The following is a 23,482-nucleotide window of genomic DNA, read 5'->3' on the forward strand; positions in this document are numbered from 1 at the left end:
CATTTTTGTTGCGCTTTTTTTCAGTGCTCAACTTGAAGAAATCGATACCAACCTTACGCTGGCTGCCCTGGATTTTGCTGCTTGCCGCGGCCCTGTGCTTCGCGGGAGGCTACCTGGCCAGTCGCTATGGCCAAACACCGGGCGTGGTGCAGCGCAACGACGTCGCGCGCCTGCAAAAGCTGGTGCGCGACGCGGAGAACCGGGCCCGGCGCGAAGCCGATACCATCGCGGCGCAGCTGCCCCGCGGGGACTATGGCTTCCGTCGGCTGCTGGCGCAGAGCACCTACCCGACATTTATCCTGGAAAACGGGCAGCTGCGGTACTGGTCCGATGCCACGCTACGGCCAGAGGCCGACGCCATTGCCGGCCCGGCCGCTGAGCGGCTGATTGAAGCGCAGTTTGGGCGCTTCCTGCTGCTGCGCCGCATGGCCGGGCGCTACCTGATTCTGACGTATCTGCCCCTGGAGCGCCACTATGGCATCAGCAACCGCTACCTGCGCGAAGGCGACGAGCAGGCGCTATTCCGGGGGCTGGACCTGAAAGTAGTGGCCGACAGCGCCGCCCGCGGCCTGCCCCGCTTTGAGGCGGCCGATGGGCGCTATCTTTTTTCCATCCGGCGGCTGCAGCCCAACCCGCTTACGGGGCAGTATGTGCCGTTGGCGCTGCTGGTACTGGGCATAGGGCTGTACACGGCCGGCTGGCTGCTGCTGGGCCGGCGCTGGTGGCAGGCCGGGCGCGGAAATGCCGCAGTGGCCGCGCTGGTGCTGCCCCTGGTGCTATTGCGGGTGGCGCTGTTGCAGCTGGGGCTGCCGTACTCGTTTATTGAGCTGCCGCTGTTCGACCCGCGCATCTACGCGGCTTCGTGGTGGGCGCCTTCGCTGGGCGACCTGCTGCTGAATGCTCTGCTCGCCCTGGTTGTTGCCTATGGTATTGCCCTGCTCTGGCGGCATCATCGGGTGCTGGAGCGCGTGGCGGCGCCGCGCAGCCGGGGAGGGCAGGCCCTGGCCCTGCTGGGAGTGGGACTGGCCTTCTGCGCAGTGCTGAGCATGCTGTTTCTCTACTACCGCGATGCCTTCGGCAGCTCCCAGCTGAGCCTGGATGTCACGCGCAGCATGCAGATAACCAGCTTCCGGGCCGTGCTGGCGCTGGCAGTGCTGCTGCACACCGGCGCTTACCTGACGGTGCTGTTCCTGCTCACCCAGCTGGGCGGCCCGGTGCTGCAGCATGTGCCGCGACGGATGTTGCTGCTGCTGCCGGCCTTGCTGGCCCTGGCTGCGCTGGGCGTGGGGCTGGCCCTGGGGCACGCCTGGGTGCTGCTGGCCGGGGTGCTGCTGCTGTTTGCGGCCCTGGTCCGGGCCGTGGGGCTGCGGTCGGTGCCCACCGCCGGCGACTACCAGGCCTCGGTGCTGCTGGTGCTGCTGCTGGCGCTGTCGTCGGCCACCGGGGCGCTGGCGCTGTATGCGCACTTCGAGCAGCAGCTGCTGCTGGATAAGCAGCGGCTGGCAGGCAACCTGCTCGTGGATAACGACCTGCAGGGCGAGTTTTTATTGGGCGAGCGTATCCGCCAGATTTCGGCCGACCCTTTCATCCGTCGCTCGCTGTCGGGCGCGTTTGGCCGGCCGGAGGCCGTCAGGCGCCGTGTGGCCCGGCAGTACCTGGGCGACTACTTCGATAAGTACGAAAGCACTATTACGGTGTACGACGCGGCCGGGCAGCCACTCGCAGCCCCGGCCGGCACAGCACCGCTGACCGATGCGCTGGCCCGCCTCCGGCAGAATGCCACCCAAACCGACCAGCCCGGGGTGTACCTGCTGCGCTCCAGCAACTCGTTCAGCTCGCGGCGCTACGTGGCCCTGGCAGCGGCTGGGGGGCCGCAGGACGGCGGCATGGGGCCGGCGCTGGGCACTGTGCTGGTGGAGCTCACCCTGAAAAAGCTGACATCCTACAGCGTGCTGCCGGAGCTGCTTGTTGACCAGAAGTTTTTCCAGCCCGGCCTGGCTACCCAGCTCAGCTACGCAGGGTACGACCACGGGCGCTTGGTGTACAGCGAGGGCGACTTCGACTACGCCAACCGCCTGCCCGCTGCCCGCCTGGCCGAGCCCCGGCTGTACACCGACGGGCTGGTGCTGGGCGGCTTCCACCACCTGGCGGTGCGGGGCTCACAGGAGCGCACGGCCGTGGTGACTACGGCCACCTACTCTTTGGCCGACTGGCTGGCCAACTTCTCGTTTCAGTTTTTGCTGGCGGCGTTCTTCTGGCTGCTGCTGGGCGGGCTCTACGTGCTGCTGCGCGGCCGGGCGGCCCTGCGCTTCCGGCTCAACTTCAGTACCCGCATTCAGCTGCTGCTCAACGTGGGCATTGTGGTGCCCTTGCTGGTGGTGAGCGTGGCCACGGCCAGCCAGCTTATTGCCTCCTACCAGCGCGACCTGGCCCATACCTACGAGCGGCGCGGGCAGCTGGCCCTGGAAAGCCTGCGCCGGCAGCAGCACCTGATGGCCGATACCACGGCCCGCATGACCCTGGCCCGGCTTACCCGCAACGTGGCGGCCCTCACCGAAACCGACCTCAACCTCTACGATGCCCACGGCGAGCTGCTGGCCAGCAGCCAGCCCCTGATTTTTGAAGCCGGCCTGCTGGGGCCCCTGCTCAACCCCCAGGCCGTGGCCGCCCTGGGCGAGCGGGGCCGGCCCCGGGCCCTGCTGACCGAGCAGGCGGGCTCGCTTTCCTTTAATGCCCTTTACCTGCCCGTGCGGGCCGCGGCCGGCGAAGCTGCCGACCTGGCCGGCCATGCGCTGGTTCATTCGCCCGCTACGGCCACCGCCGAGCCCCTGGCGCAGGCCGAGCCGGCCACACCCGAGGAAACGGCCACGTCCACGGGACCCATCGTCGGCTACGTGGGCATTCCCTTCTTCGACTCAGAAAAAGAGCTGAACACCAAGCTGACGGAGCTTTTTACGACCATCCTGAACATCTTCACGGTGATGTTCCTGCTGTTTCTGGGCCTGGCCTTCGTGGCCGCCCGGCAGCTGACGGCCCCGCTCAAGCTCATCACCGAAAAGCTGACCCACACCACGCTCACCGGCAACAACGAGCTGCTCACCTACCGCTCCACCGACGATGAGATTGGCCTGCTGGTGCGCGAGTACAACACCATGCTCACCAAGCTGGAAGCCAGTAAGCAGGAGCTGGCGGCCCAGGAAAAGGAGGCGGCCTGGCGCGAGATGGCCCGGCAGGTGGCCCATGAAATCAAGAACCCGCTCACGCCCATGAAGCTGAGCCTGCAGTTTCTGCAGAAAGCCATTGCCGAGCGCCGCCCCAACGCCGAGGAGCTTATCAGCCGCATCAGCCAGACGCTTATCACCCAGATTGACGTGCTGAGCGACATTGCCACTTCGTTCAGCACCTTCACCAACCTGCCCGCCATGCGGCCCGAGCGACTGGATGTGGCCGCCATTCTGCGCCGCTGCGCCGGCCTGCACCAGCCCGACGCCGCCGACGGCTCCCTGGTCCTTAGCTTGCCTGACGATGCCGAAACCGGCCGTTACACGGTTTTTGCTGATGAAAACCTACTAGTGCGCACCTTCAACAACCTACTGATAAATGCGCGGCAGGCCGTGCCGGCCGGGCGGGCACCTTATATCGAAGTGGCCCTGGCTGCCGTGAGTGAGGGCAATGTGCGCGTGAGCATTCGCGACAACGGGGCCGGCATTGCCGAGGAAGTGCGCGAGAAGGTGTTTGTGCCCAACTTCACCACCAAGGAAAGCGGCTCGGGCATTGGGCTGGCCGTGGCCAAGCGCGGCATTGAAAGTGCCGGTGGCAAAATCTGGTTTGATACCGTAGTAGGGGAGGGCACCGTGTTTTTTATTGAGCTGCCGCTGGCGGGCTAATGAAGGCAGGAAAGTGTGCCGCCCTTGGCACGAAACCGGCTCCCAGTCACGTTACTGCCCAGATACGACCTTTGCTGCATGATGCTTCGCTACCGCCTGTGCTTTACCCTGATGGGCCTGCTCGTCATGGGAGCATGGGCGCTGCTGCCGCAACAGGCGCTGGCCCAGCAGAAACCGGCGCTAAAAGAAACCGGCCCGCCCAGCACGCGGCGCTGCCGCTACCTGCGGCTCACGCCGGGCCGGGATACCACCCGCTTCACGCTTACCGACACGCTCACCATCGTGCCATCGTCGGTGGTGGCCGATGGGCGCTCCGTGGACTATAACCCGCGCACGGAAACCTACCGGCTGCTGCGCCGCGCCGCTGCCGGGCCCGACTCGGTGCTGCTCTGCTACAGGGTGCTGCCCCTGCAGCTAACGGCGCCGCGCTTCCACCGCTCGCGCCGGGAGATGGACAGCATTGACTTTCCGCGCCGGGCGTTTGGGGTGGAGGACTTCTCGGTGCAAGAGCAGATTCTGAGTACGCCGGGCATCAACAAAACCGGCAACCTGGCCCGGGGCATCAGCTTTGGCAACACCCAGAACGTGTTCGTGAACTCGGCCCTGAACCTGCAGCTGGAGGGCCAGCTCACGGAAAACATCCAGCTCACGGCGGCCATCAGCGACCAGAGCGTGCCGTTTCAGCCCGAGGGTAACACCCAGCAGCTGCAGCAGTTCGACCGCATCTACATCACCCTGGTCAACCCTAACTGGAACCTGACGGCCGGCGACGTGGTGCTGCGCAACCGGCCCGACTACTTCCTGCGCTACTACAAAAACATTCAGGGCGCGGCGGCTGAGGCCAATTTCGGCCCGCCCCTGCTGGGCCTGGACGGCGGCGTGGCCCAAGGCGTTTCCAACAACCCCTTCACCAACGGGCAAATCAACCAGTACCCCGGCAGCAGCCTGCCCCAAACCCTGAACCCGCCGGCCATCAGCCAGCCCCAGCTGACCGACCCCAACCGGCAGCTGCCGAGCGCGGCGGGCACCAATGCCGAGGACGCCGCCCGCGTGGGCGACCTGGGTGCCCGGCCCGGTCCGCGCCGGCTGGGGCCCTGGCGCTCCTCCACCTCAGCCGCGGGCGGGGTGGCCAAGGGCAAGTTTGCCAGCATCGCCGTCACGCCCATTGAGAACGTGCAGGGGCCTTACCGCCTCAGCGGGCCCAACGGCGAGCAGTTCATCATCGTGCTGGCCAACTCCGAGCGCGTGTACCTCGACGGCCGCCTGCAAACCCGGGGCTTCGACGCCGACTACACCATCGACTACAACCTGGCCGAGGTCACGTTTACGCCGCGCCACCTCATCACGCGCAACACCCGCATTCGCATCGACTTTGAGTACTCCGACCTCAACTACGCCCGCTCGCTCTACACCCTGAGCCACTACCAGCAGGTGGGCAAGCTCAACCTGCGGGCCAACTACTACCAGGAGGCCGACAACCCCGACAACGCCGCCAACCTCAACCTGCGCGACGAGGACCGGGAGATTCTGCGCGCCGCCGGCAACGTGGGCGTGGCCGAGGCCCCCGGCGGGGAGCGCACGCCCTACAGCCGCAGCATTGTGCAGTACAACCTGAACCCGGCCACGGGCGTGTACACCTACCCGCCCGACTCCCTGCGCCCGGTGTACACGGTGCGCTTCACCGACGTGGGGCAGGGGCAGGGCGACTACGAGCTGAGCACCACCGACCTGAACGTGAACGGCCGGGTGTACAAGTACGTGGGGCCTGGCCTGGGCCGCTACCGGGCGGTGCGCCGCCTGCCCACGCCCCTGCTCAAGCGCCTCGTCAGCGCCGGGGCCAGCCTGCAGGTGGACAGCAGCACGGCGGTGTTTGTGGACCTGGCCAGCTCGCGCCTGGAGCGCAACCGCTTCTCGCCGGCGCGCGACGAGGGCGGGGCGCTGCGCGTAGGCTACGCGGTGCAGGACCGCCGTATTGGCTTTCTGGGGCGCTACCGCCTGCGCTCGGCCCTCGACTATGAGTACACCCAGGCCCGGTTTGCGCCCATCGACCGCTACCGCGACATTGAGTTCGACCGCAACTGGAGTGCCAGCAGCACGGTGCAGGGCAACGGCAACGTGGGCACGGCCCGCGAAGACAACATCTTCAATGCCAGCGTGGGCCTGTTTAAGGACGGGGCTAACAACGTCAGCTACCGCCTCAGCCGGCGCTTCCGGCCGGGCGAGGTGAGCGGGCTGCAGCACTGGGCCGAGGCCGCCCAGAAAGTAGGGCGCCTGGAAACGCGCGGCTCGCTGTTTGTGCTGAGCTCGGCCGCCGGGCGGGCCCACTCCGACTGGCTGCGCGGCGAAGCCACCGGCCGCTTCGTGGGCGGCCCCCTGGTGCCGGGCTATGCCTACCGCTTCGATAAGAACATCGTGCGCTCCGACACCAGCAAGGTCATTCGCTCGGCCAACTACTTCGACGAGCACAACGTGTTTGTGGAAAGCCACGACACGGCCCGCACCCGCTTCCGCCTCGACTACAGCTACCGCCGCGACCAGGCCCCCAACCGCCAGGAAACCAACCTGCAGATGCGGGGCGAGGCCCAGACCTGGCAGGGCACGCTGGCGTCGCGCATCGGCAAAAACCAGGACCTGCGCCTGCTGGCCACCTACCGCGACCTGGCTGCCCGCGACTCGGCCCGGGCGCGCACCGTGCTGGGGCAGCTCAGCTACAACCTGGGCCTGCTGCAAAACCAGGTGCGCTCGGAGCTGACCTACAGCGTGGCCACCGGCCGGGAGCTGAAGCGTGACTTTTCCTTTTTGTCGGTTCCTGCCGGGCAAGGCACGCACTATTACCAGGATACCAACGGCGACGGGCGCCAGGACAAAGACGAATTCTTTGAAGCCCAGACGCCGGACGCCCAGTTCCGAACTTACATCAAGGTGTACCTGCCTACCAACGACTACATCCTGGCGTTTTCCAACCGCCTCAGCTACCGCCTCACTACCGCGGCGCCCCGGGGCTGGCGCGATGCCGGCGGGGTACGGGCAGTCCTGGCCCGCTTTTCAACCCTGAGCAGCGTGGCCGTGGACCGCCGCACCACCGATGAAAGCCTGGGTGCGCGGCTTAGTCCCTTTAGCTTCGACAAAGAGGACGAGGAGCTGCTGGCTTTCAACCAGCTGTTTCGCAATACGCTGTACTTCAACCGCTCCAGCCCCATCTTTGGGGCGGAGCTGACCTTGCAGCAAAACCAGCAGAAAACCCAGCTCGTGCAGGGCACTGACCTACGCAACTTCAGCACCCAGACCCTGCTGGTGCGGCGCACGCTGGCGTCTACGTTTACCGGCCGCGTATCGGGCGGGCGCGAAATCCGGGAGTCGAACAGCAGCTACCTGCCCACCCGCAACTACCGCCTGCTGTTTTACACCCTGGAGCCGGAAGTCAGCTACCAGCCCGTGCCTTCCCTGCGCCTCACGGCCAACTACCTGCGTACCATCAAGCGCAATACCTACGAAGGAGCCGAAAACACCCGCGGCAGCTTCGACGAGCTGGGCCTGGAAGCCCGCCTCAGCCAGGTGGGCAAGCGCACCATCACGGCAGCCACGCGCTACACGGGGGTGGAATTTTCCGGCAACCCCAACTCGGTGGTGGCCCTGGAAATTCTTAACGCCCTGCGCCCCGGCGCCAACTTCACCTGGAACATCAACCTGGAGCAGCGCCTGAGCAACGGCCTGAATATCAACATTGCCTACGACGGCCGTAAGGCTCATGGCCTGAACGCCGTGCACACCGGCCGCATGCAGGTGGCAGTGCTGTTTTAAGACCAGGCAAGAAAAAGAAGCTTGCCGCCTTCCCGGCCGCCCCGCCCGGCCGGTTTGCAGAGCGCAGCGCTGCCGGCTTGTTCAGAACCGGCCAGCGCCATTCCCTGCGTAAATTGCCGCCTGTGCTGCTACGACCCGTATTTCTTCTGCTCCTGCTGGCTTGGGGCACTACCCAGCCCCTGGCCTGCGCCCAGAATCCCAAGCCCGCCGCGCCCGCGGCCGACTCCCTGAAGCCCGCCGTGCGCCTGGCCTGGCTGGACTCGCTGCTGAATGCGGCGCCGGCCCTGCGCCAGCACCAGGTGGGCCTGAGCATTGCCGATGCCGTAACCGGCGAGGTGCTGCACGAAGTGAGCGAGGCCCGCTACTTCACCCCGGCCAGCACCATGAAGCTGTTGAGCTTCTACACCGGCCTGCGCCTGCTGGGCGACTCCCTGCCCAGCCTGCGCTACTTCAGCCGGGGCGACACCCTGTTTTTTCAGGGCACCGGCGACCCCAGCTTTCTGCACGGCGACGTGCCCTCGCGCCGGGCTTACAACTTCCTGGCCGGCCGGCCCGAGAAGATGCTGGCGTACTGCGACATCGCCGCGCCCAGCGCATATGGCCCCAGCTGGGCCTGGGACGACTTCAACTACTACTTCCAGCCCGAGCGCACGGCCTTCCCCATTTACGGCAACACCGTGCGCTTCTATGCCAGCGCCCCGGTGCCGGCCCGGGGCAAAGTGCCCGCAGTGCCCCAGCGGGTGCGCGTGCTGCCCCGGAATTTCGCCCCGCTGGCCAGTGCCGCCGAAGCCGCGGATATGCTGGGGCACGACCCCGACGTGCACGTGATGCGGGCCCAGCTCGAAAACCGGTTTACTTATTTTCCGGCGCCCAAAAAGTGGATAGATGAGGTGCCATTCCGCACCAGCCGCAGCCTGCTGCTGCGCCTGCTGGGCGACACGCTGCGGCGGGCCGTGGTCAACAAAGCCTGGAAGCCCCGCCCCGGGCGCGACTCCATCCGGGTGCTGCACGGCCTGCCCGCAGACTCGCTGTACCGGCGCATGCTGCGGGTGAGCGACAACTTCCTGGCCGAGCAGCTGCTGCTGATGTGCGCCACGCGGCTGGGGCCCCCGCGCGACTCGCTAAGTCCCTACCGCGTGATTCGCTACGCCCGCCGCCACCTGCTCGACTCCTTGCCCGACCGCCTGCCCTGGGTAGACGGCTCAGGCCTCTCGCGCCTCAACCTCATCACGCCCCGCAGCCTCAATGCCCTGCTGCTGCGCCTGCACCGCGAGGTGCCCGAGCGGCGCCTGCTGAGCCTGCTGGCGGCCGGCGGCGGGCAGGGCACCCTGCGCAAGCGCTACCACGACGCCCAGGGCACCTGGTTCTGGGGCAAGACCGGCACGCTCACCCACACCTTCAACCTGGCCGGGTACGTGCGCACCAAAAGCGGCCGCCTGCTAGCCGTGAGCTGGCTCAACAACAGCATCCCCGGCGACGACCAGCCCGTGCGCAACACCATGCAGCGGATTCTGGGGGAGGTGCGCAACCGGCTGTAAAGTCCGGCGCTACATTGGGTAGTACGGGCGCGAAGGCCCAATCAGCAGCTCATCGAGGTACTGCGCGGCATCGAGCAGGTCCAGAAAGCTGCGCACCGGCAGGGTGCCGATGTTGACGGCGTCGGTGAGCAGGTGCGTAGCCTCGCCTGGCACGTGTACTTCGGCCACCAGGCGCACCCCGTGCTGCCGCAGCAGCTCTTCGGCCGCCTGAAAAACCGGGGGCAAGGCCGCCGAGCCGGTCTGGTTCACAAACTCCAGGTCGGCCAGGATGGTGAAGCCGGGCTGCACTTCCTGTAGCGTCAGGTGCCAGTCGGCCAGGTAGAAAGGCAGCTGCACGGCCGTCTGCATGGCCCCGAAGTTCTGGTAGAACACCCGGTTTTTGTCGGGCTCCACGGCAATCTGGTACTCCGGGCGGGCAGCGATGAGCTTCATAAGGCAGCTGGCAGGAGATTCAAGTTTAGACCGTAGACGTTAGACATGAGACGTTAGAATCGTTCTGACAAAAGAACTTTCTAATGTCTAACGTCTCATGTCTAACGTCTAAGCTCTTCTTAATACAGCACCCGGAACCGGATGGTGTGCTCCACCCCGCGCAGGGCCTTGATGACTTCCTGGTCGTACTCCTTGTCGATGTCGGTGATGACGTAGCCGATTAGCTCGTTGGTTTTGAGGTACTGGCCCAGGATGTTAACGTGGTGGGCGGCCAGCACGTTGTTGATGTTGGCCAGCACGCCGGGCACGTTGGTGTGGATGTGGATGAGGCGGTGGGCCTGCTGGGAGGGCAGCTGAATGTTGGGGAAGTTGACGCTCTGCTGGGTGTTGCCGGTGTTTACGTAGGCCATGATGCGCTCGGGCACAAACTCGGCGATGTTGCGCTGGGCCTCGGCCGTGCTGCCGCCGATGTGGGGCGTGAGCAGCACGTTGGGCAGGCCGCGCAGCTCGCTCTCGAAGCCTTCGTCGTTGGTTTTGGGCTCGTAGGGAAACACATCCACGGCCGCGCCGCCGAGGTGGCCGCGGCGCAGGGCGTCGGCCAGGGCAGGCACGTCCACCACGTGGCCGCGGGCGTTGTTGATGAGCAGGGCGCCGGGCTTCATCTGGGCCAGCTCGCGGGCGCCGATGAAGCCGGTGTTTTCGGGGCGGCCGTCGATGTGCAGGGTTACGATGTCGGCCTGCTGCAGCAGCTCGTCCAGGCTGCGGCACTTTACGGCGTTGCCGAGCTGCAGCTTCTCGGCCACGTCGTAGTACAGCACCTGCAGGCCCACGGCCTCGGCCACTACCGACAGCTGGGCGCCGATGTTGCCGTAGCCCACGATGCCCAGCTTTTTGCCGCGAATCTCAAACGAGCCGCTGGCCGACTTGTCCCACTCGCCCTGGTGCATCTTGGGGTTTTTCTCCGGAATGCGGCGGGCCAGCACGATGATTTCGCCCAGCGTGAGCTCCACCACCGAGCGGGTGTTGGAGAAAGGGGCGTTGAACACGGCCACGCCGCGGCTCATGGCCTCGGGCAGGGCAATCTGGTTGGTGCCGATGCAGAAGGCGCCGATGGCAATGAGGCGGTTGGCGGCTTCCAGCACCCGGGGCGTCACCTGGGTTTTGGAGCGAATGCCCAGGATGCTGACGCCCTCAATGCGCGCTATGAGCTCCTCTTCGTCGAGGCCGCCGCGCACTTCCTCTACCTGGTAGCCTTCCTGCCGGAACAGCTCGGCCGCCCGGGCGTCGGGGTTTTCGAGCAGCAGCACCTTGATGCGGTTCTTGGGGTACGAAAGAGTCATGGGAAGTTTTAATTGGTACAAAAACTCGTCGAACGAGGGTAATACGGAATCGGCCTGGGCTACTACCCGGGGGCGGGCCACGTTCTCGGTGTAGGCGTAGAAGCGGTTGGCTAGGCCGGCCTCGCGAATCTGGTAGTCGGTGTAGCCGTCGCCGAGCACGTACACGTCGCCTTCGAGGTCGAGTTGCTGCAGCTGGCGGATTTTGCCGCCGTCCTGGCTCAGCACGTTGCCAGGGTCGCAGCCCGTGATGTTGCCCTGTTCGTCGAAGGTGAAGGTATTGGCCAGCACGTGCTCGGCGTCGATGCTGTAGTCGGCTACCACCGGCTCGATAAACTCGCGGAAGCCGCTGCTGACAACGTAGATGCGGCCGGCAAACTGCCGGAAGAAGTCGGCATTGCGGCGGATGCTCTCGCTCACCTTGCCTTTCAGCCGCTCCACCAGCGGCGCCAGGTGGCGGCGGTGGGCCCCCAGCAGCGCCAGCCGCTGGCTCAGCGACTCCTGAAAGCCGATTTCCCCACTCATGCCGCGGTCGGTAAGGGCGCGAATCTGGCCTACTATGTCTTCCTGCTGAGGGTGGCCCTGCAGGGCAATTTCGGCCAGCTCGTCGAGGCCCTCCACTTGCGTGAAGGTGGAGTCGAAGTCGATGATGAGGTAGGGCAGGGGCTGTTTGGGCTCGGGCATGGGCGCAAAGATGGGCCCAGACCCAGGTAATCAAGTTGGCTGAGCTGATTTTATGAGGGGCAGGGTGAGGGAGTACCTTGTCGGTACTTATCTTCTTTCGGACATGAAACAGCTGGTAATATTGATTTTCTGGTCACTCACGGTGGCTGCCAATTCTGCTCTAGCGCAGACCATTACCGTTGCATCCGTCAGCAAAGAGGCCTACCTGCGGGCCTTAAAAAGCCGCATCGACACCAAGCCAAAGGTTACGTATCCGCTGAAAAAGCAGGCAGGCCGGATTGTTATTCCTACAGCAGAGGGGAAGAGCATTTTCCAGGATAGAGGCTTGGGAGCCGAAGGAGATGAAGAAAATATGGGACAGTACATTTATAGCGACGCTAAGAGTGAATACAGCTATGGCGGGTATTGGCCGCAACTCAGCTTGCACTCAATACTAGGTAATTACCGTGAGTCGGGGCGGGACAGTTGGGAAGAAATTTTAGTTGGTGACAATGGGCAGAGGCTCCACCTGCCGGGAGGTCCGAATTTCTCCCCGGATATGCGCTGCTTCGTGGTAGAGTCGGCTGATTTAGGAGTTCACCTAATGCCCAATGTGATACAACTCTATCAACTAAAAAATGACATCTGGCGCAAAATATGGGAAGTGCAACCCAAAACCTGGGAGCCGGCGGAAGCCTTTTGGACGGCTGAAAATGTGCTTTTCCTTAAGAAGAAATTATGGAAAGCCGGTAAGGCGACGGGTGCTTTCACGTACTCGAAAATAACTATTCAGTAGGCCGACAAAGGCAGAAGGACTAAAAGTCCCGCAGCCGCCTTTTGCTCACTTCGTACCCGATAATAGCCGGGATGTAAAACGTTACGTCGGCCAGGAACTTGGCCAGGGTGATGCCCCAGCCCAGGTGGCCCAGCCAGCGCGGCACGTAGTACATCAGCGCGGGGCGGATGAGCAGGCTGTCGGCCAGCTCGGCCAGGCCGAACTCTACCAGCAGGGCCCGCACGTTGCGGCCGAAAGTGGCCAGGGTGTAAGGCTGGCCCGCTGCCAGCCGGCTGCGGCGGGCGCTGCGCACATCAATCAGCAGGATGTAGCCGAAAAACGCCACGTTGCCGGCCCAGGTGGCGGCCAGGGCAGTGCTCACCCCGTTCTGCGTAGCCCGAAAAGTAAGGGCCGCCGCACCCAGGGTAGCCGCCAGCGACAGGGCTTCGGCGGGGAGGTAGCGGCGGGCCCATTCCTGGAGTTTGGCGGGAAGCATACGGATGGTGACTGGAAACCATTGCCCATACGGAAATGAGCGGCAGGAGCGCCAGCCGTAAGTTTGCCCCCGGCCAGGACTTCACAGAAAACTGCCGGGCCGCCTGCTCTACCCTATGAAAAAGATTACTGCCGCGCTAGTCCTGGGTGTGCTGCTCAGCGCCTGCCTGGGCACCAAGCCGAGAGCCAGCCTGCCTGCCCCGGAAGCTGCTTCCGCCACCACTGCAGCCCCGGAGCTGCTGAAGCTGTACGATGCCAGCCGGAGCCGGGAAGTTCCGGTGGCGCTCTACCGCCCGGCCACCCGAAAAAAGCCCGTCGGATTGGCTCTGCTCAGCCACGGCTATGGGGGACAGTACACGGACTATTCCTTTATTGCCCAAGCCCTGGCTGCCGAAGGCTATCTGGTGGCCAGCGTGCAGCATGAGCTGCCGGGCGATGCGCCCCTGGCGACCACAGGCACCGTCTACCAGGCGCGGATGCCCAGCTGGCAGCGGGGCGTGCAGAACCTGCTCTTTGTGCGGCAGCAGCTGCAGGGCTGGGAGCCTGCCCTGCAAAAAGCTCCGCTGCTGCTCGTGGGCCACTCCCACGGTGGCGACATCTCCATGCTGCTGGCCCAGCAGCAGCCCGCCCTGGTGGATAAAGTCATTTCCCTCGACAACCGCCGGGTGCCCTTCCCCCGTGCCAGCCGGCCCCGGGTGCTGGGCCTGCGCTCCAGCGACCAGCAGGCCGACCCCGGCGTGCTGCCCACCCCCGCCGAGCAGCAGCAGCATGGTACCATCGTGGTTACCCTGGCCGGGCAGCTGCACAACGACATGTACGACGGCGCTTCGGCAGCGCAGAAGGCGGAGATGCTGCGCCATATCCAGGCCTTTGTGAAGTAAAAGTTAAAAGTGAAGAGTTAAAAAGCAGACCCGCCTTTTAACTCTTCACTTTTAACTTTTAACTCAAAAAAAGGAGGTGCTACCGCGCCCCGGCCTTGCTCCAGCGCGGGTCGTAGTGGGCGCCGCCGAACCAGTACAGCATCAGGGCTCGGGAGTAGCGCAGGATGGCCGGAGTGAGCAGCAGCGTGACGGCCGTCACCACCACCACATACACCCAGGTATCGGGATTACCGAACAGGTAGTACAACGGAATGCCGACGGCAAACATGGTAGCCACGTTGAAGGCGAAGGTGATGTACATGGAGCCGTAGTAAAAACCCGGCTCCGGCTCAAACGACTGGGCGCAGACCGGGCACTGGGCCGGCATCTGCGCAAACCGGGTGATGTTGAACGCGGAGGTAGAAAACAAGCGGCCCTGGTGGCAGCGCGGGCAGCGCAGGTCGAGCAGCGACAAGGTGGAAGATTCAGGAGCAGCCATGGATGGTATTGGGTAGTAAGTAATAAGACGGACTTCAAAAGAGAAACCAGGCCTTTTATAGGGTCGCGGCGGTGCTGCTTTGTTCGCGAAATCTTCTCTGATTAAGCGAACGATGAAGCCAGAGGCTATACGCAGATAGCGCCGTTTTGAACCTCAACCGGAAGCTTTTCCAGCCTTTGAATTATCAACTATACAAAATTACTTCCTGGGGTACGGGCCCTGGCAGCCTACTTGCGGGTACTTACAGGACAAATCAACGCTGCTGCCGAAACGCTTCCGGGGTGTGGCCGGCGTACTTGCGGAAGTAGCGCACGAAGTAGGAGGCATCGGCAAAGCCCAGCTCATCGGCCACCTGGCCCACGCTCAGGGCGCTGTGGCTGAGCAGGCGCTGGGCTTCGAGGATGACCCGCTCGTGAATCAGGGCCGAGGCGGTTTTATTCAGCACGCGGCGGCACAGGGCGTTGAGGTGGTTGGCGCTCAGGTGCAGCAGCTCGGCGTAGTCCTGCACGCTGCGCCGCTGCCGGTAGTGCTGGTTGAGCAAGGCGCCAAACTGCCGGATTTGCTGCTGGGCCAGGCTGGATTCGGGAGCGGGGGCATCGGCGCCGTAGTAGCGGCTGGCCAGCTCCAGGCACAGGTGCAGGTAGCTGCGCAGCACCTCGGCCTGGTTGGCCTGGGTGCCGCCGTACTCGGCCAGCATGCGGGCCAGCAGGGGCTGAATTTCGGCTTCCCCGCTTGCCAGGTAAAGCACCGGCGGGTGGGAGCTGCTGAAGAAAGGGTAGTCGTACAGCCGCGAGCCGGGGTAGCGGAACAGGTAGAAGTCGGCATCGAAAAACAGCACGTAGCCCTGCGCGTCGTCGCTGAGCTGCCAGTGGTGCACCTGTCCCGGGGCCAGGAAGAAGAGGCTGCCGGGCTGCAGCTCGTAGCTCACCAGGTCTACGGTGTGGCTGCCGCGGCCCTGGGTGATGTAGAGCAGGAGGTAGAAGTCGTGGGCGTGGGGCTCGTTTACGTGGGGAAAGCGGCGCACATGGGTTTCGAGCCGCTCCACGTAGTAGGGCCGGCGCGCCTGGGCCTGCGGAAAGGAGGCCAGGGCGAGGACAGGTGGAGTGGTGTTTTTCATGCCGGGCTTACCTCCTGAAAAAGCGTGTTGGTGTCGGCTGCCGACAGTGCCGGGACGACAGACGCTGCAATATTAGGACATGCTGTGGTGGACGCGCCCGCGGCCGGTACGGTACCTTTGCAGCCTTGCTATTCCATTCCTACGTGTTTCTATCTGCTCTACCTTCCGGCCCGTCGCGCCGGCTTGCCCGCCTCGGCCTGGCCCTGCTGACGGCCGCCGGGCTGGCTTTCACTCCCCCGGCACCCCCCAAAGCTCCCCGCGTGCGAACCTTTACCCTGCGCTGCCAGGCCACCGTGCCCGTGCCACCCGCCGGCACCCATGCCCTCGACCTGTGGGTGCCTGTGCCCCACAACGACCCGTCCCAGACCGTAGCCGACCTGCAGGTGGAGTCGCCGGTGCCGTACAAAATCGAGCGCGGCGCCTTTGGCAACACCATGCTGCACCTGCGCCTGCCAGCCATGCCCACGGCCCCACTGGTCCTGCGCTTTACGGCCCGCGTCAGCCGGCGCGAGCACCTGAACTTCCCCGCCGGGCAGCCCGGCAAAAGCCGGCCCGCGCCCGCCGACCCCGACCAGGCCCGCTGGCTGGCGCCCGACCGCCTCGTGCCGCTCGACCCGCAAATCCGGCAGCAGGCCCGGGAGGTAGTGGAGCAGGCCGGCGCCAAAACCGACCTCGACCAGGCCCGCGCCATCTACCAGCACGTGGTGGGCACCATGACCTACGACAAGTCGGGGCAGGGCTGGGGCCGGGGCGACATCTACTACGCCTGCGACGTGCGCCGCGGCAACTGCACCGACTTCCACGCCCTGTTCATCGGCTACTGCCGGGCCCTGGGCATTCCGGCCCGCTTCAGCATCGGCCTGCCGCTGCCGGCCGGGCGCGGCAAAGGTGAAATCAAGGGCTACCACTGCTGGGCCGAGTTCTTCACGCCCCAAACCGGCTGGGTGCCCATCGATGCCTCCGAGGCCGCCAAAGACCCCGCCCGCCGCGACTACTTCTTCGGCGCCCACGACGAAAACCGCGTGGAATTCTCCCGCGGCCGCGACCTGACGCTGACGCCCGCCCAGGCCGGCCCGCCCCTCAACTACTTCGTGTTTCCCTATGCCGAAGCCGATGGTAAGCCCCTGGAGGTGGAGCGGGTTTACGAGTTTGAGGATTTGGCGGTGGCTCCGTGAACCCCGGCCCCACGCCGCTTGGTGCGCGAAGTTCTCCGGGGGAGGGGAGCCTGACGATTTCAGTGGTCGGGACCGACAGTTTGTATGGTCGCTCCCATGCCTTCCCTGGTCAAACAGTTGTGCGCCTTATTAGGGGCGCCCGACACGGTGTATGCGTGGGCTGAGCCGCCCGCAGCCGTGGTCTGGCAGTACGACATGGGGCCTTTAGCGCCCAAAGACGTCCGCGCGTTTCTGGTGCAGGATACCGTTGCAGGCGTGAGCTACATCCAGTAGAAGTCCCTCCGGCGTCGGTTCAGCCAAAGGTTTCGACTCGTCAAAGCAAGGTATTATTGCATAATGCGCCCCTGAGCTTGCCTGTGCCTCCTTACTGTCGGCGCCTATTATTGTATGACTTCTGCTGTTCGGCCATCTTGGTTCTGCTTGTGGCTTTTCGCGGTCTGCTGGTTGTGCAGCGTGCTTCCCAGCGAGGCACAGCTTAATAGGCCCCTCTTTTTCAAAGAAGTGCCCCTGCCCCAACCGTGGGACCCCATGGTGTTGCGCTTGAACAAAGCATTTGGTTACTCCGTCCGCAACGAAAACGGTAAACTCATCACAGGCCTGGGAAGCCCGAGGTACACTTCCGAGCTGGCCACATCCGCCGGGCGCTTCGAGGGTGTTGACTACGGTGAATTTGGCGGCGTACTGCGTTTTTTTAGCTCCGACAAGCAGGCCCCGCCCGTGGTAGTTAAGCAGGGGAACGTGCGGTTCATTTTTCAGCACAATGGCCAGGTGTACTTCATCGAAGGCCTCGCCCATTTGGGCTACAGAGCCGGAGCCCTGTACCGCGTGACGGGCACGGCACCGGCTTGGGGGTACACCCAGGTGCTTGCGTTTGATGATGCCCCCGAAGCGTTTGCGCGTGAGGGCGACAACCTCTACATCGCGCAAAGCAGCGGGTTCATCGTAATCCGGGCGCTGCAACCAGAGGTGATTGTGCCGCGCGCATTCTGGGGTGGGCTCTATCCCAATTCCGTGGCCGTGTTCGGCGACACGGCCTACGTGGGCTTGCGCGGAGGCTATGCACGGGTCATCGTGTCGACCGGGCACGTGGCATTCTTTAAGCACCTGCCCTAGCTGCTAGTGGTCAGCGTAGCACTTGGACTAGCAAAAAGGCTGGCAGGGCTGCTGGGCTCACTTCTTGCGCCGGTTATACGATTTTACCCGGATATAATCGGGCAAGCTCTTCGGTGTTAAGCGGGCCAGCACCATATCGGCTTCGTCTTTGGTGGCCGGGCGCAGGTCGTCTATAGCTTGCAGCACGGCGGCTCCGGCTAAGTACTCTTGCCCCGATAACCGGGGGCAGGTGCACCAAGTCAGGGATGCCCGGATACATTCCACGACCATGAATTGCCGTCGGTGTGACCGGCGTCCCGCCCACAAGGCGCCACTACCGGCGGCTGGCTTCACCGACTTGAGCCGTCCAGCGGCGGCGTTGTAGCGGGGTAACGCGGTAGAGTTTGCAGGGGTGGGAGCCGCCGCTGCCGTATCAACGGCGCAGCAGCGCACGGCGTAGGGCCCCGGGACCTGGAAGACCAAGGGGGTGCCACCCAACGCACGGAGCAGGGCAAACACGTCGGGTTCGCTCCCGGCCATCGGGGCACGGGGAACTGGGGCAGCAAGCTTGGCGGGCAGCACAAAATACGTGTCATTGGCATCGATGGACCCAATCGTCACTTTCACCACCAAGTGCGGTGGAGCAGCTGCTTGGGCGTGGGCAGCCGTATTCGCTAACCCGGCTTGGGCGAATGCCTGCACGCTCAACAAGAACTGCAAGTGAAGGAATAGTACACGAAGTGTCATGTCAGAATGTACAGTTAAACACGACACCGGAGCAGGCACCCCGGAGGATTCCGCGTATCAAGCGGTGTGGGCCGGGGGTGAGGTTTGCGCCTACTCCGCCGCCTGCAGCGTGCGAATATCATCCGCTGTCAGGCGCATTTCCGTGGCTTCCAGCAGTTCTTCCACCTGGCCAGCGCTGGTAGCGCTGGCAATGGGCGCCGTTACGCCGGGGGCCTGCATCAGCCAGGCCAGGGCTACCTGGGCGGGCGTGGCGCCTTGGTGGTCGGCCACGGCGTCGAGGCCGTGGAGCAGGCGCTGGCCTTTCTCGTTGAGGTATTTCTGGCCTACGCCGGCGCCGCGGGCACTCTTCTTCAGGTCTTCGGCCTGCCGGTACTTGCCGGTGAGGAAGCCTGCCGCCAGGCCGTAGTAGGGAATGCCGCCGATATTTTCCTGCGTCAGCATGGCAGCCAGCTCCTGCTCGAAGTCGTGTCGGTCGTAGAGGTTGTACTGGTTTTGCAGGGTCTCGTAGCGGGGCAGGCCGTGCTGACGGCTGGCCTGCAGGGCCTCCCGCAGCCGGGCCGCCGTGAAGTTCGACGCCCCGATGGCGCGCACCTTACCCTGCTGAATAAGCTGGGCGTAGGCTTCCAGGGGCTCGCTCACGGGCACGCTGGCGTCGTCCTTGTGCGACTGGTACAGGTCGATGTAGTCGGTTTGGAGGCGGCGCAGCGAGTCTTCTACCGAGCGGATGATGTAGGCCTTGCCCAGGCCGCGGTGCTCGGCGTCGATTTCGTAGCCCACCTTGGTGGCAATGAGCACGTCGTCGCGCCGCCCCCGCTGCTTGAGCCACTTGCCGATAATGGTTTCCGACTGCCCGCCGCCCGCGTTGCCCGGCGCCCAGGCCGAGTACACGTCCGCCGTATCAATCATGTTGCCGCCACCGGCTACAAAAGCATCAAGCACGGCAAAAGACATGGCTTCATCAATGGTCCAGCCGAAAACGTTGCCGCCTAGCACCAGCGGGAAAGTGGAAAGGCCCGAGCGGCCAAGGGGACGGAGCATGGTAGGGAATTAAAAATTATGAATTATGAATTAAAAATTCTCGGTCGGACGAGGTTGTTGGTGTGGCGCGGCATATTCTGGCTACGGCACCACTTTCAGAACCCAGCCTAGGCATACGTGAGGGCGGCTCCTAAAGTAGATAGGCTCCGCGTAAGTTTGCCGCATGATGTATTCCTACATGCTGGTGGGGTTGGGGGGCGGAATAGGCGCTATGGGCCGCTACGTACTGCAGCAGGCGGTACAGGGGCGCTTCCCGCTGCCCTGGCCGGTGGGCACGGGCGCGGTAAACGTGCTGGGCTGCCTGCTGGCCGGCCTGCTGCTGGGCACGATGGAGCGCCACGGCCTGGGCAGCGGCTGGCGCCTGCTGCTCATCACCGGCTTCTGCGGGGGCTTCACCACCTTTTCGGCTTTTGCGCTGGAAAACCTGGCTTTGCTGCGGGCCGGGCAGGTGCTGCTGGCTGCCCTCTATGCCGGGGGCAGCGTGGTGCTGGGCGTGCTGGCCGCCGCCGGGAGCTACTGGCTGGCGCGGGGGTGAAGGGGGTACGGGCAGGTTCGGATGCTTACTGGCTGGCCAGCACGCGCCAGCCGTGGGCGGGCAGGCGCAGGGTATCGGCCGGGGCGGGCTGCTTGCTGAATACGTCCTGGCGGGCCTCCTCAGCGGCGGGCAGCGGCACCGCCTGAGGCCGGGCGTCCAGGTTCACGGCGACGAGCACGGCGGCATCGCCTTTCCGTCGTTCAAACACCACCGTTTTTGATGAGCTGGGCAGCAGGCGGAATTCGGCGCAGGCGTCGTAGTTGCGCAGGGCCGGGTGGCTTTTCTTGAGTTTGACGAGCGTAGTGTAAAAGTCCTGCAGCGGGTAGCCGTTCCAGGGAATGGTGTCTTTGTCGAAAAAGCGCAGCCGCTTTTTCAGGGCGGCTTCCTGCCCGCTGTAGATGAGCGGCACCCCGGGCAGCAGGGCCGTGAGCACGGCCATGGGCTGGGCATTGGGCCCCAGCCGCTCGTACTCCGAGCCGTCCCAGGCGTTGATGTCGTGGCTGCTGGTAAAGGTCATGAGCTGCACGCCGGCCGGGTACATACGGCGCTCGGCGGCGTAGTAGCGGGCCAGCGCGGAAGTAGGCTTCTGGCCCCGGCCCAGGCTGTCGAGCAGGCCGTGCAGGTGCAGGGCGTAGGTGGCATCGAAGGCCTTTTCGAGTAAATGCGTGTGGGGCGTAAACTCGCCGGGCTTGAGGAAGGGCGGGTCGTGCAGCTCGTCCCACTCGGCCAGCATAAACACGGGCTTCACCTTTTCCAGCTCCTGCCGCGTGCTTTCCCAGAAGTCGGTAGGCACCAGCCCGGCCACGTCGGCGCGGTAGCCGTCGATGTCGGCCTCCTTCACCCAGTACAGCATGGCGTCGGTCATGTAGCGGCGCAGGGCCGGCTTGCCGTAGTCCAGGTCGATGACGTCCTGCCAGTCGGCCACGGGCGGCTGAAAGTTTCCTTTGGCGTCGCGGGTGTACCAGTCGGGGTGCTGTTTGGTTAGCGGGTTGTCCCAGCTTGTATGATTGGCCACCCAGTCGAGGATGACGTACATGCCGCGGCCGTGGGCGGCCTTCACCAGCTGCTGTAAGTCGGCCAGGGTGCCCAGCTGCGGGTTCACGGCCCGGTAGTCGTACACGGAGTAGGCGCTGCCCAGGCTGCCCTTGCGGTTGAGCTTGCCGATGGGGTTGATGGGCATCAGCCACAGCACCTTTACGCCCATTTGCTGCAGGCGCGGCAGGTGCTGCTCAAAAGCCCGGAACGTGCCCTCGGGCGTGTACTGCCGCACGTTTACCTGGTAGATGGTGGCATCGTCCATCCAGGCCGGGTGCCGCACGGTGAAGGGGGCCGGCGGGGGCGGGCAGGCCACTGCCTGCTTTGCTGCAGTCGTTTCTTTCTTATCGGTTGACTGGCAGGCAGCCAGCGTCAGCAGCAGGAGCAAAAGGAAATGTCGCATTCCGAAATGTACGCGGCCTTTCATCATCCTGAACCGGCACCTGCCTTCAACAATCGGTACGAATGGTACGCTACTGCTTCACCACGCGCTGGTGCTGGCCGCTGCGCACTGCTGGGTAGCCGGGAGGCGCATAAGCCATTCCGGGTAAGCAGTATTATGAGCGTCAGGTGAATAAAAACTACTTACCTTGGGCCCCAGTCAATGCCAGGCCCGTCCACCAGCGCGGGTACACCCAACCGATTGTGGCGATGAGGAAGTACCTGACACGTTTTGGGAGTGCCCTGGTGGTATTCGTGCTACTGCTTTCAGGCAGCAACGCCAGCGCGCAAGGCCCCACCTTCGACCGGGCCATAACCTGCGCCAGTGGCCCGGGCTCAATGGGCTTTGGTCCCTTCCGTATGGTCTTCGACGCGCAGGGCAACCAGTACGTGGCCGGGGCCTTTGGGGGTTCGGTACTGCTGGGTAATACCATCCTGTCTGTATCGCCCAACGTACGAGGGCTGTTTGTGGCCAAGCTCGACCCGCAGGGCAACTATCTCTGGGCCACGCAGGCCGACGACAACCAAGATGGGTATGCCACGGTCCTGACCTTAGACGCAGCTGGCGACCTGTACGTGGGCGGGGGCTTTAGCTCCTTCAGCCTACGCCTGGGGCCTGGCGTAATTGTCTACAATTCCAGCAACAACCTGACTGAAGGTTTCGTGGCCAAGATGGACGGTTCTACGGGCCAGTGGCGCTGGGCCCGTCGCGTGGGTGGCACCCGCGATGATTATGTCAACGCGCTGGCGGTAATGCCTAGCGGGGATGTGTACGTGGTCGGCAACAGCGAAAGCCAAGTCAACAGTTTTGGGCCGGGCACGCCACTGAACTTGCCTAATCGCGCCGTTGGCACAAGCAGCCAATACCGCGACGCCTACCTGGCCAAGCTCTCAGCCACTGGTACCTGGCTCTGGGCCCGGCACGTGGGCAATGGCAATCCCTATTTAGGCACCTTGGAGGTGGACCCGCAGGGCGAGCTATACTTTACCGGAACCTTCACTGACTCGGTTCGCTTCGGGAACACGCGCCTGCTGACGCGGCGCATTACCGGCGCGCCTAACCCCATGGGCAGTGACATATTCATCGCCAAAAGCACTGCGGCAGGTGTTTGGCAGTGGGCTGTGCAGGGCGATGCTCTTACCCAGCAGAACCAACTAGGAGGTGGGGTTGTCAGTGATGGCCAAGGGCATCTGTACTTTGCCGGTATTTATGAAGGGCCAGCCGCGCGCCTTGGCAATTTCGTGCTCCCGAACCAAAGCCTGCAACGCCCGCGAAGTCCGATGTCGCCCCTGTATACGAATAACTATCATTCCGATGCCTTCGTGGCCAGGTTTGATTTAGGTACTCAAACCTGGAGTTGGGCTATGCAACGAGGAGGGCCTTACGACGAAGTATTAGGTCAGCCTGCCGTGGACGCCCAAGGTCGTTTGTATGTAACGGGTACCGTTACCAATGTACCCCAGTACGGAAGAGACCCGGAGCTTGGGCAACTGGATGCGGCAACGGGAGCCTGGCAGTCGAGTCAGTCCTTGATTCCGCTAGCCTATCCTATATTAAAAGTTGATAGGCAAAACCGGCTGCATTTAGCTACCTCATTCAGTACGCCATCAGTCACGCTCGGGGCCTTCACACTGCAGAATGCCGGGCCCAATATGAACACCGGCGTGCTGGCCCGCATGACGGCCGGCCCGCTGGCAGCTACGGCGGCTTCAACACGCCAGGTAGGATTGGCGCTGTGGCCCAACCCAGCCAGCGCGGGTATGCCGGTGCAGGTGACGGGCCCGGCCCCGGGCCAAGCGGTGGAAGTGTTCGACATGCTGGGCCGCAATGTGGGCCGGGGCCGTATGCCCGCTCAAGGGCCCTTAGCCCTGGCCTTGCCTGTAGCATTGCCCGCCGGCGTATACGTAGTGCGAAGTGGCGGACAAAGCATGCGCCTGCTCTGGTCCGCTCATCCCTAGAGCTTGCTGGCGGCGAAAGGCTTCAGTTTTTCCACTGTTCTAGCGTAGCTGGCAGT

General features: G+C 64.2%; 18 protein-coding genes. 10 read left to right on the top strand and 8 right to left on the bottom strand.

Translation table 11 applies throughout. The annotated features are described in order from the left end of the window. The first annotated feature begins 32 nt into the window (after positions 1–32). The 3 genes from ABD919_RS00925 (at position 33) to ABD919_RS00935 (ending at position 9,226) form a co-directional block, all read left to right on the top strand. Entirely contained in the window at positions 33–3,887 is a 3,855-nt protein-coding gene (locus ABD919_RS00925; protein WP_345232930.1) for a sensor histidine kinase, read from the top strand. Between the two features lie 78 nt (positions 3,888–3,965). Then, positions 3,966–7,688: a hypothetical protein gene (locus ABD919_RS00930; RefSeq protein WP_345232932.1), complete on the top strand. Its 3,723-nt coding sequence runs from the start codon at positions 3,966–3,968 to the stop codon at positions 7,686–7,688. Between the two features lie 122 nt (positions 7,689–7,810). Beyond that, positions 7,811–9,226, top strand: coding sequence for a D-alanyl-D-alanine carboxypeptidase (locus ABD919_RS00935; RefSeq protein ID WP_345232934.1), 1,416 nt, complete (start codon positions 7,811–7,813; stop codon positions 9,224–9,226). Positions 9,227–9,235: 9 nt separating this feature from the next. On the opposite strand, the gene ABD919_RS00940 is transcribed toward ABD919_RS00935, so the two are convergent. Further along, the gene (locus ABD919_RS00940) at positions 9,236–9,658 is read right to left on the bottom strand and encodes a hypothetical protein (protein WP_345232936.1); all 423 of its coding nucleotides are present in this window, start codon (positions 9,656–9,658) and stop codon (positions 9,236–9,238) included. Positions 9,659–9,777: 119 nt separating this feature from the next. After that, positions 9,778–11,679 (bottom strand): phosphoglycerate dehydrogenase, encoded by a 1,902-nt coding sequence (serA, locus tag ABD919_RS00945; protein WP_345232937.1) that lies wholly within the window; start codon positions 11,677–11,679, stop codon positions 9,778–9,780. Positions 11,680–11,782: 103 nt separating this feature from the next. Here serA and ABD919_RS00950 point away from each other — a divergent pair, with 103 nt between their 5' ends. After that, a complete protein-coding gene (locus ABD919_RS00950; RefSeq protein ID WP_345232939.1) occupies positions 11,783–12,454 on the top strand; it encodes a hypothetical protein in 672 nt (223 codons plus the stop codon). 19 nt (positions 12,455–12,473) lie between these two features. Here the strand turns inward: ABD919_RS00950 and ABD919_RS00955 are convergent, their stop codons facing one another. Next, complete coding sequence (locus ABD919_RS00955; protein ID WP_345232941.1) at positions 12,474–12,929, bottom strand: hypothetical protein; 456 nt, start codon at positions 12,927–12,929, stop codon at positions 12,474–12,476. A 115-nt stretch (positions 12,930–13,044) separates the two neighbouring features. Here ABD919_RS00955 and ABD919_RS00960 point away from each other — a divergent pair, with 115 nt between their 5' ends. After that, positions 13,045–13,809: a serine aminopeptidase domain-containing protein gene (locus ABD919_RS00960; RefSeq protein ID WP_345232947.1), complete on the top strand. Its 765-nt coding sequence runs from the start codon at positions 13,045–13,047 to the stop codon at positions 13,807–13,809. Between the two features lie 79 nt (positions 13,810–13,888). Here ABD919_RS00960 and ABD919_RS00965 read toward each other — a convergent pair whose 3' ends face one another. Together ABD919_RS00965 and ABD919_RS00970 are read right to left on the bottom strand one after the other, a co-directional pair. Further along, a complete protein-coding gene (locus tag ABD919_RS00965) occupies positions 13,889–14,287 on the bottom strand; it encodes a DUF983 domain-containing protein (protein WP_345232949.1) in 399 nt (132 codons plus the stop codon). A 253-nt stretch (positions 14,288–14,540) separates the two neighbouring features. Next, complete coding sequence (locus ABD919_RS00970; RefSeq protein WP_345232951.1) at positions 14,541–15,404, bottom strand: helix-turn-helix transcriptional regulator; 864 nt, start codon at positions 15,402–15,404, stop codon at positions 14,541–14,543. 143 nt (positions 15,405–15,547) lie between these two features. On the opposite strand from ABD919_RS00970, the gene ABD919_RS00975 reads away from it, so the two are divergent. The 3 genes from ABD919_RS00975 (at position 15,548) to ABD919_RS00985 (ending at position 17,692) form a co-directional block, all read left to right on the top strand. After that, on the top strand, positions 15,548–16,579 hold the full coding sequence (locus ABD919_RS00975) for a transglutaminase-like domain-containing protein (RefSeq protein WP_345232953.1): 1,032 nt from the start codon (positions 15,548–15,550) through the stop codon (positions 16,577–16,579). Between the two features lie 117 nt (positions 16,580–16,696). Continuing rightward, complete coding sequence (locus ABD919_RS00980; RefSeq protein ID WP_345232955.1) at positions 16,697–16,852, top strand: hypothetical protein; 156 nt, start codon at positions 16,697–16,699, stop codon at positions 16,850–16,852. Between the two features lie 267 nt (positions 16,853–17,119). After that, on the top strand, positions 17,120–17,692 hold the full coding sequence (locus ABD919_RS00985; protein WP_345232957.1) for a hypothetical protein: 573 nt from the start codon (positions 17,120–17,122) through the stop codon (positions 17,690–17,692). Between the two features lie 57 nt (positions 17,693–17,749). Here ABD919_RS00985 and ABD919_RS00990 read toward each other — a convergent pair whose 3' ends face one another. Both ABD919_RS00990 and ABD919_RS00995 read right to left on the bottom strand, forming a co-directional pair. After that, positions 17,750–17,878, bottom strand: a complete 129-nt coding sequence (locus tag ABD919_RS00990) for a hypothetical protein (protein WP_345232959.1) — start codon at positions 17,876–17,878, stop codon at positions 17,750–17,752. Positions 17,879–18,508: 630 nt separating this feature from the next. Continuing rightward, the gene (locus ABD919_RS00995) at positions 18,509–19,456 is read right to left on the bottom strand and encodes an aldo/keto reductase (protein WP_345232961.1); all 948 of its coding nucleotides are present in this window, start codon (positions 19,454–19,456) and stop codon (positions 18,509–18,511) included. A 163-nt stretch (positions 19,457–19,619) separates the two neighbouring features. Between ABD919_RS00995 and crcB the strand changes: the two genes are divergently transcribed. After that, positions 19,620–19,991: a fluoride efflux transporter CrcB gene (crcB, locus tag ABD919_RS01000; protein ID WP_345232963.1), complete on the top strand. Its 372-nt coding sequence runs from the start codon at positions 19,620–19,622 to the stop codon at positions 19,989–19,991. Between the two features lie 25 nt (positions 19,992–20,016). On the opposite strand, the gene ABD919_RS01005 is transcribed toward crcB, so the two are convergent. Next, the gene (locus tag ABD919_RS01005) at positions 20,017–21,429 is read right to left on the bottom strand and encodes an alpha-amylase family glycosyl hydrolase (protein WP_345232964.1); all 1,413 of its coding nucleotides are present in this window, start codon (positions 21,427–21,429) and stop codon (positions 20,017–20,019) included. Positions 21,430–21,677: 248 nt separating this feature from the next. Between ABD919_RS01005 and ABD919_RS01010 the strand changes: the two genes are divergently transcribed. Further along, entirely contained in the window at positions 21,678–23,426 is a 1,749-nt protein-coding gene (locus ABD919_RS01010) for a T9SS type A sorting domain-containing protein (RefSeq protein ID WP_345232966.1), read from the top strand. The last annotated feature ends 56 nt before the right edge of the window (positions 23,427–23,482 follow it).

Origin of the sequence: Hymenobacter saemangeumensis (assembly GCF_039541835.1) — a bacterium.
Taxonomy (GTDB): domain Bacteria; phylum Bacteroidota; class Bacteroidia; order Cytophagales; family Hymenobacteraceae; genus Hymenobacter; species Hymenobacter saemangeumensis.

Coding starts and splice junctions, on each gene's coding strand:
- ABD919_RS00930 (WP_345232932.1), top strand. CDS start 3,966: ATGATGCTTCGCTACCGCCTGTGCTTTACCCTGATGGGCCTGCTCGTC.
- ABD919_RS00940 (WP_345232936.1), bottom strand. CDS start 9,658: ATGAAGCTCATCGCTGCCCGCCCGGAGTACCAGATTGCCGTGGAGCCC.
- serA (WP_345232937.1), bottom strand. CDS start 11,679: ATGCCCGAGCCCAAACAGCCCCTGCCCTACCTCATCATCGACTTCGAC.
- ABD919_RS00950 (WP_345232939.1), top strand. CDS start 11,783: ATGAAACAGCTGGTAATATTGATTTTCTGGTCACTCACGGTGGCTGCC.
- ABD919_RS00955 (WP_345232941.1), bottom strand. CDS start 12,929: ATGCTTCCCGCCAAACTCCAGGAATGGGCCCGCCGCTACCTCCCCGCC.
- ABD919_RS00960 (WP_345232947.1), top strand. CDS start 13,045: ATGAAAAAGATTACTGCCGCGCTAGTCCTGGGTGTGCTGCTCAGCGCC.
- ABD919_RS00965 (WP_345232949.1), bottom strand. CDS start 14,287: ATGGCTGCTCCTGAATCTTCCACCTTGTCGCTGCTCGACCTGCGCTGC.
- ABD919_RS00970 (WP_345232951.1), bottom strand. CDS start 15,404: ATGAAAAACACCACTCCACCTGTCCTCGCCCTGGCCTCCTTTCCGCAG.
- ABD919_RS00995 (WP_345232961.1), bottom strand. CDS start 19,456: ATGCTCCGTCCCCTTGGCCGCTCGGGCCTTTCCACTTTCCCGCTGGTG.
- crcB (WP_345232963.1), top strand. CDS start 19,620: ATGATGTATTCCTACATGCTGGTGGGGTTGGGGGGCGGAATAGGCGCT.
- ABD919_RS01005 (WP_345232964.1), bottom strand. CDS start 21,429: ATGCGACATTTCCTTTTGCTCCTGCTGCTGACGCTGGCTGCCTGCCAG.
- ABD919_RS01010 (WP_345232966.1), top strand. CDS start 21,678: ATGAGGAAGTACCTGACACGTTTTGGGAGTGCCCTGGTGGTATTCGTG.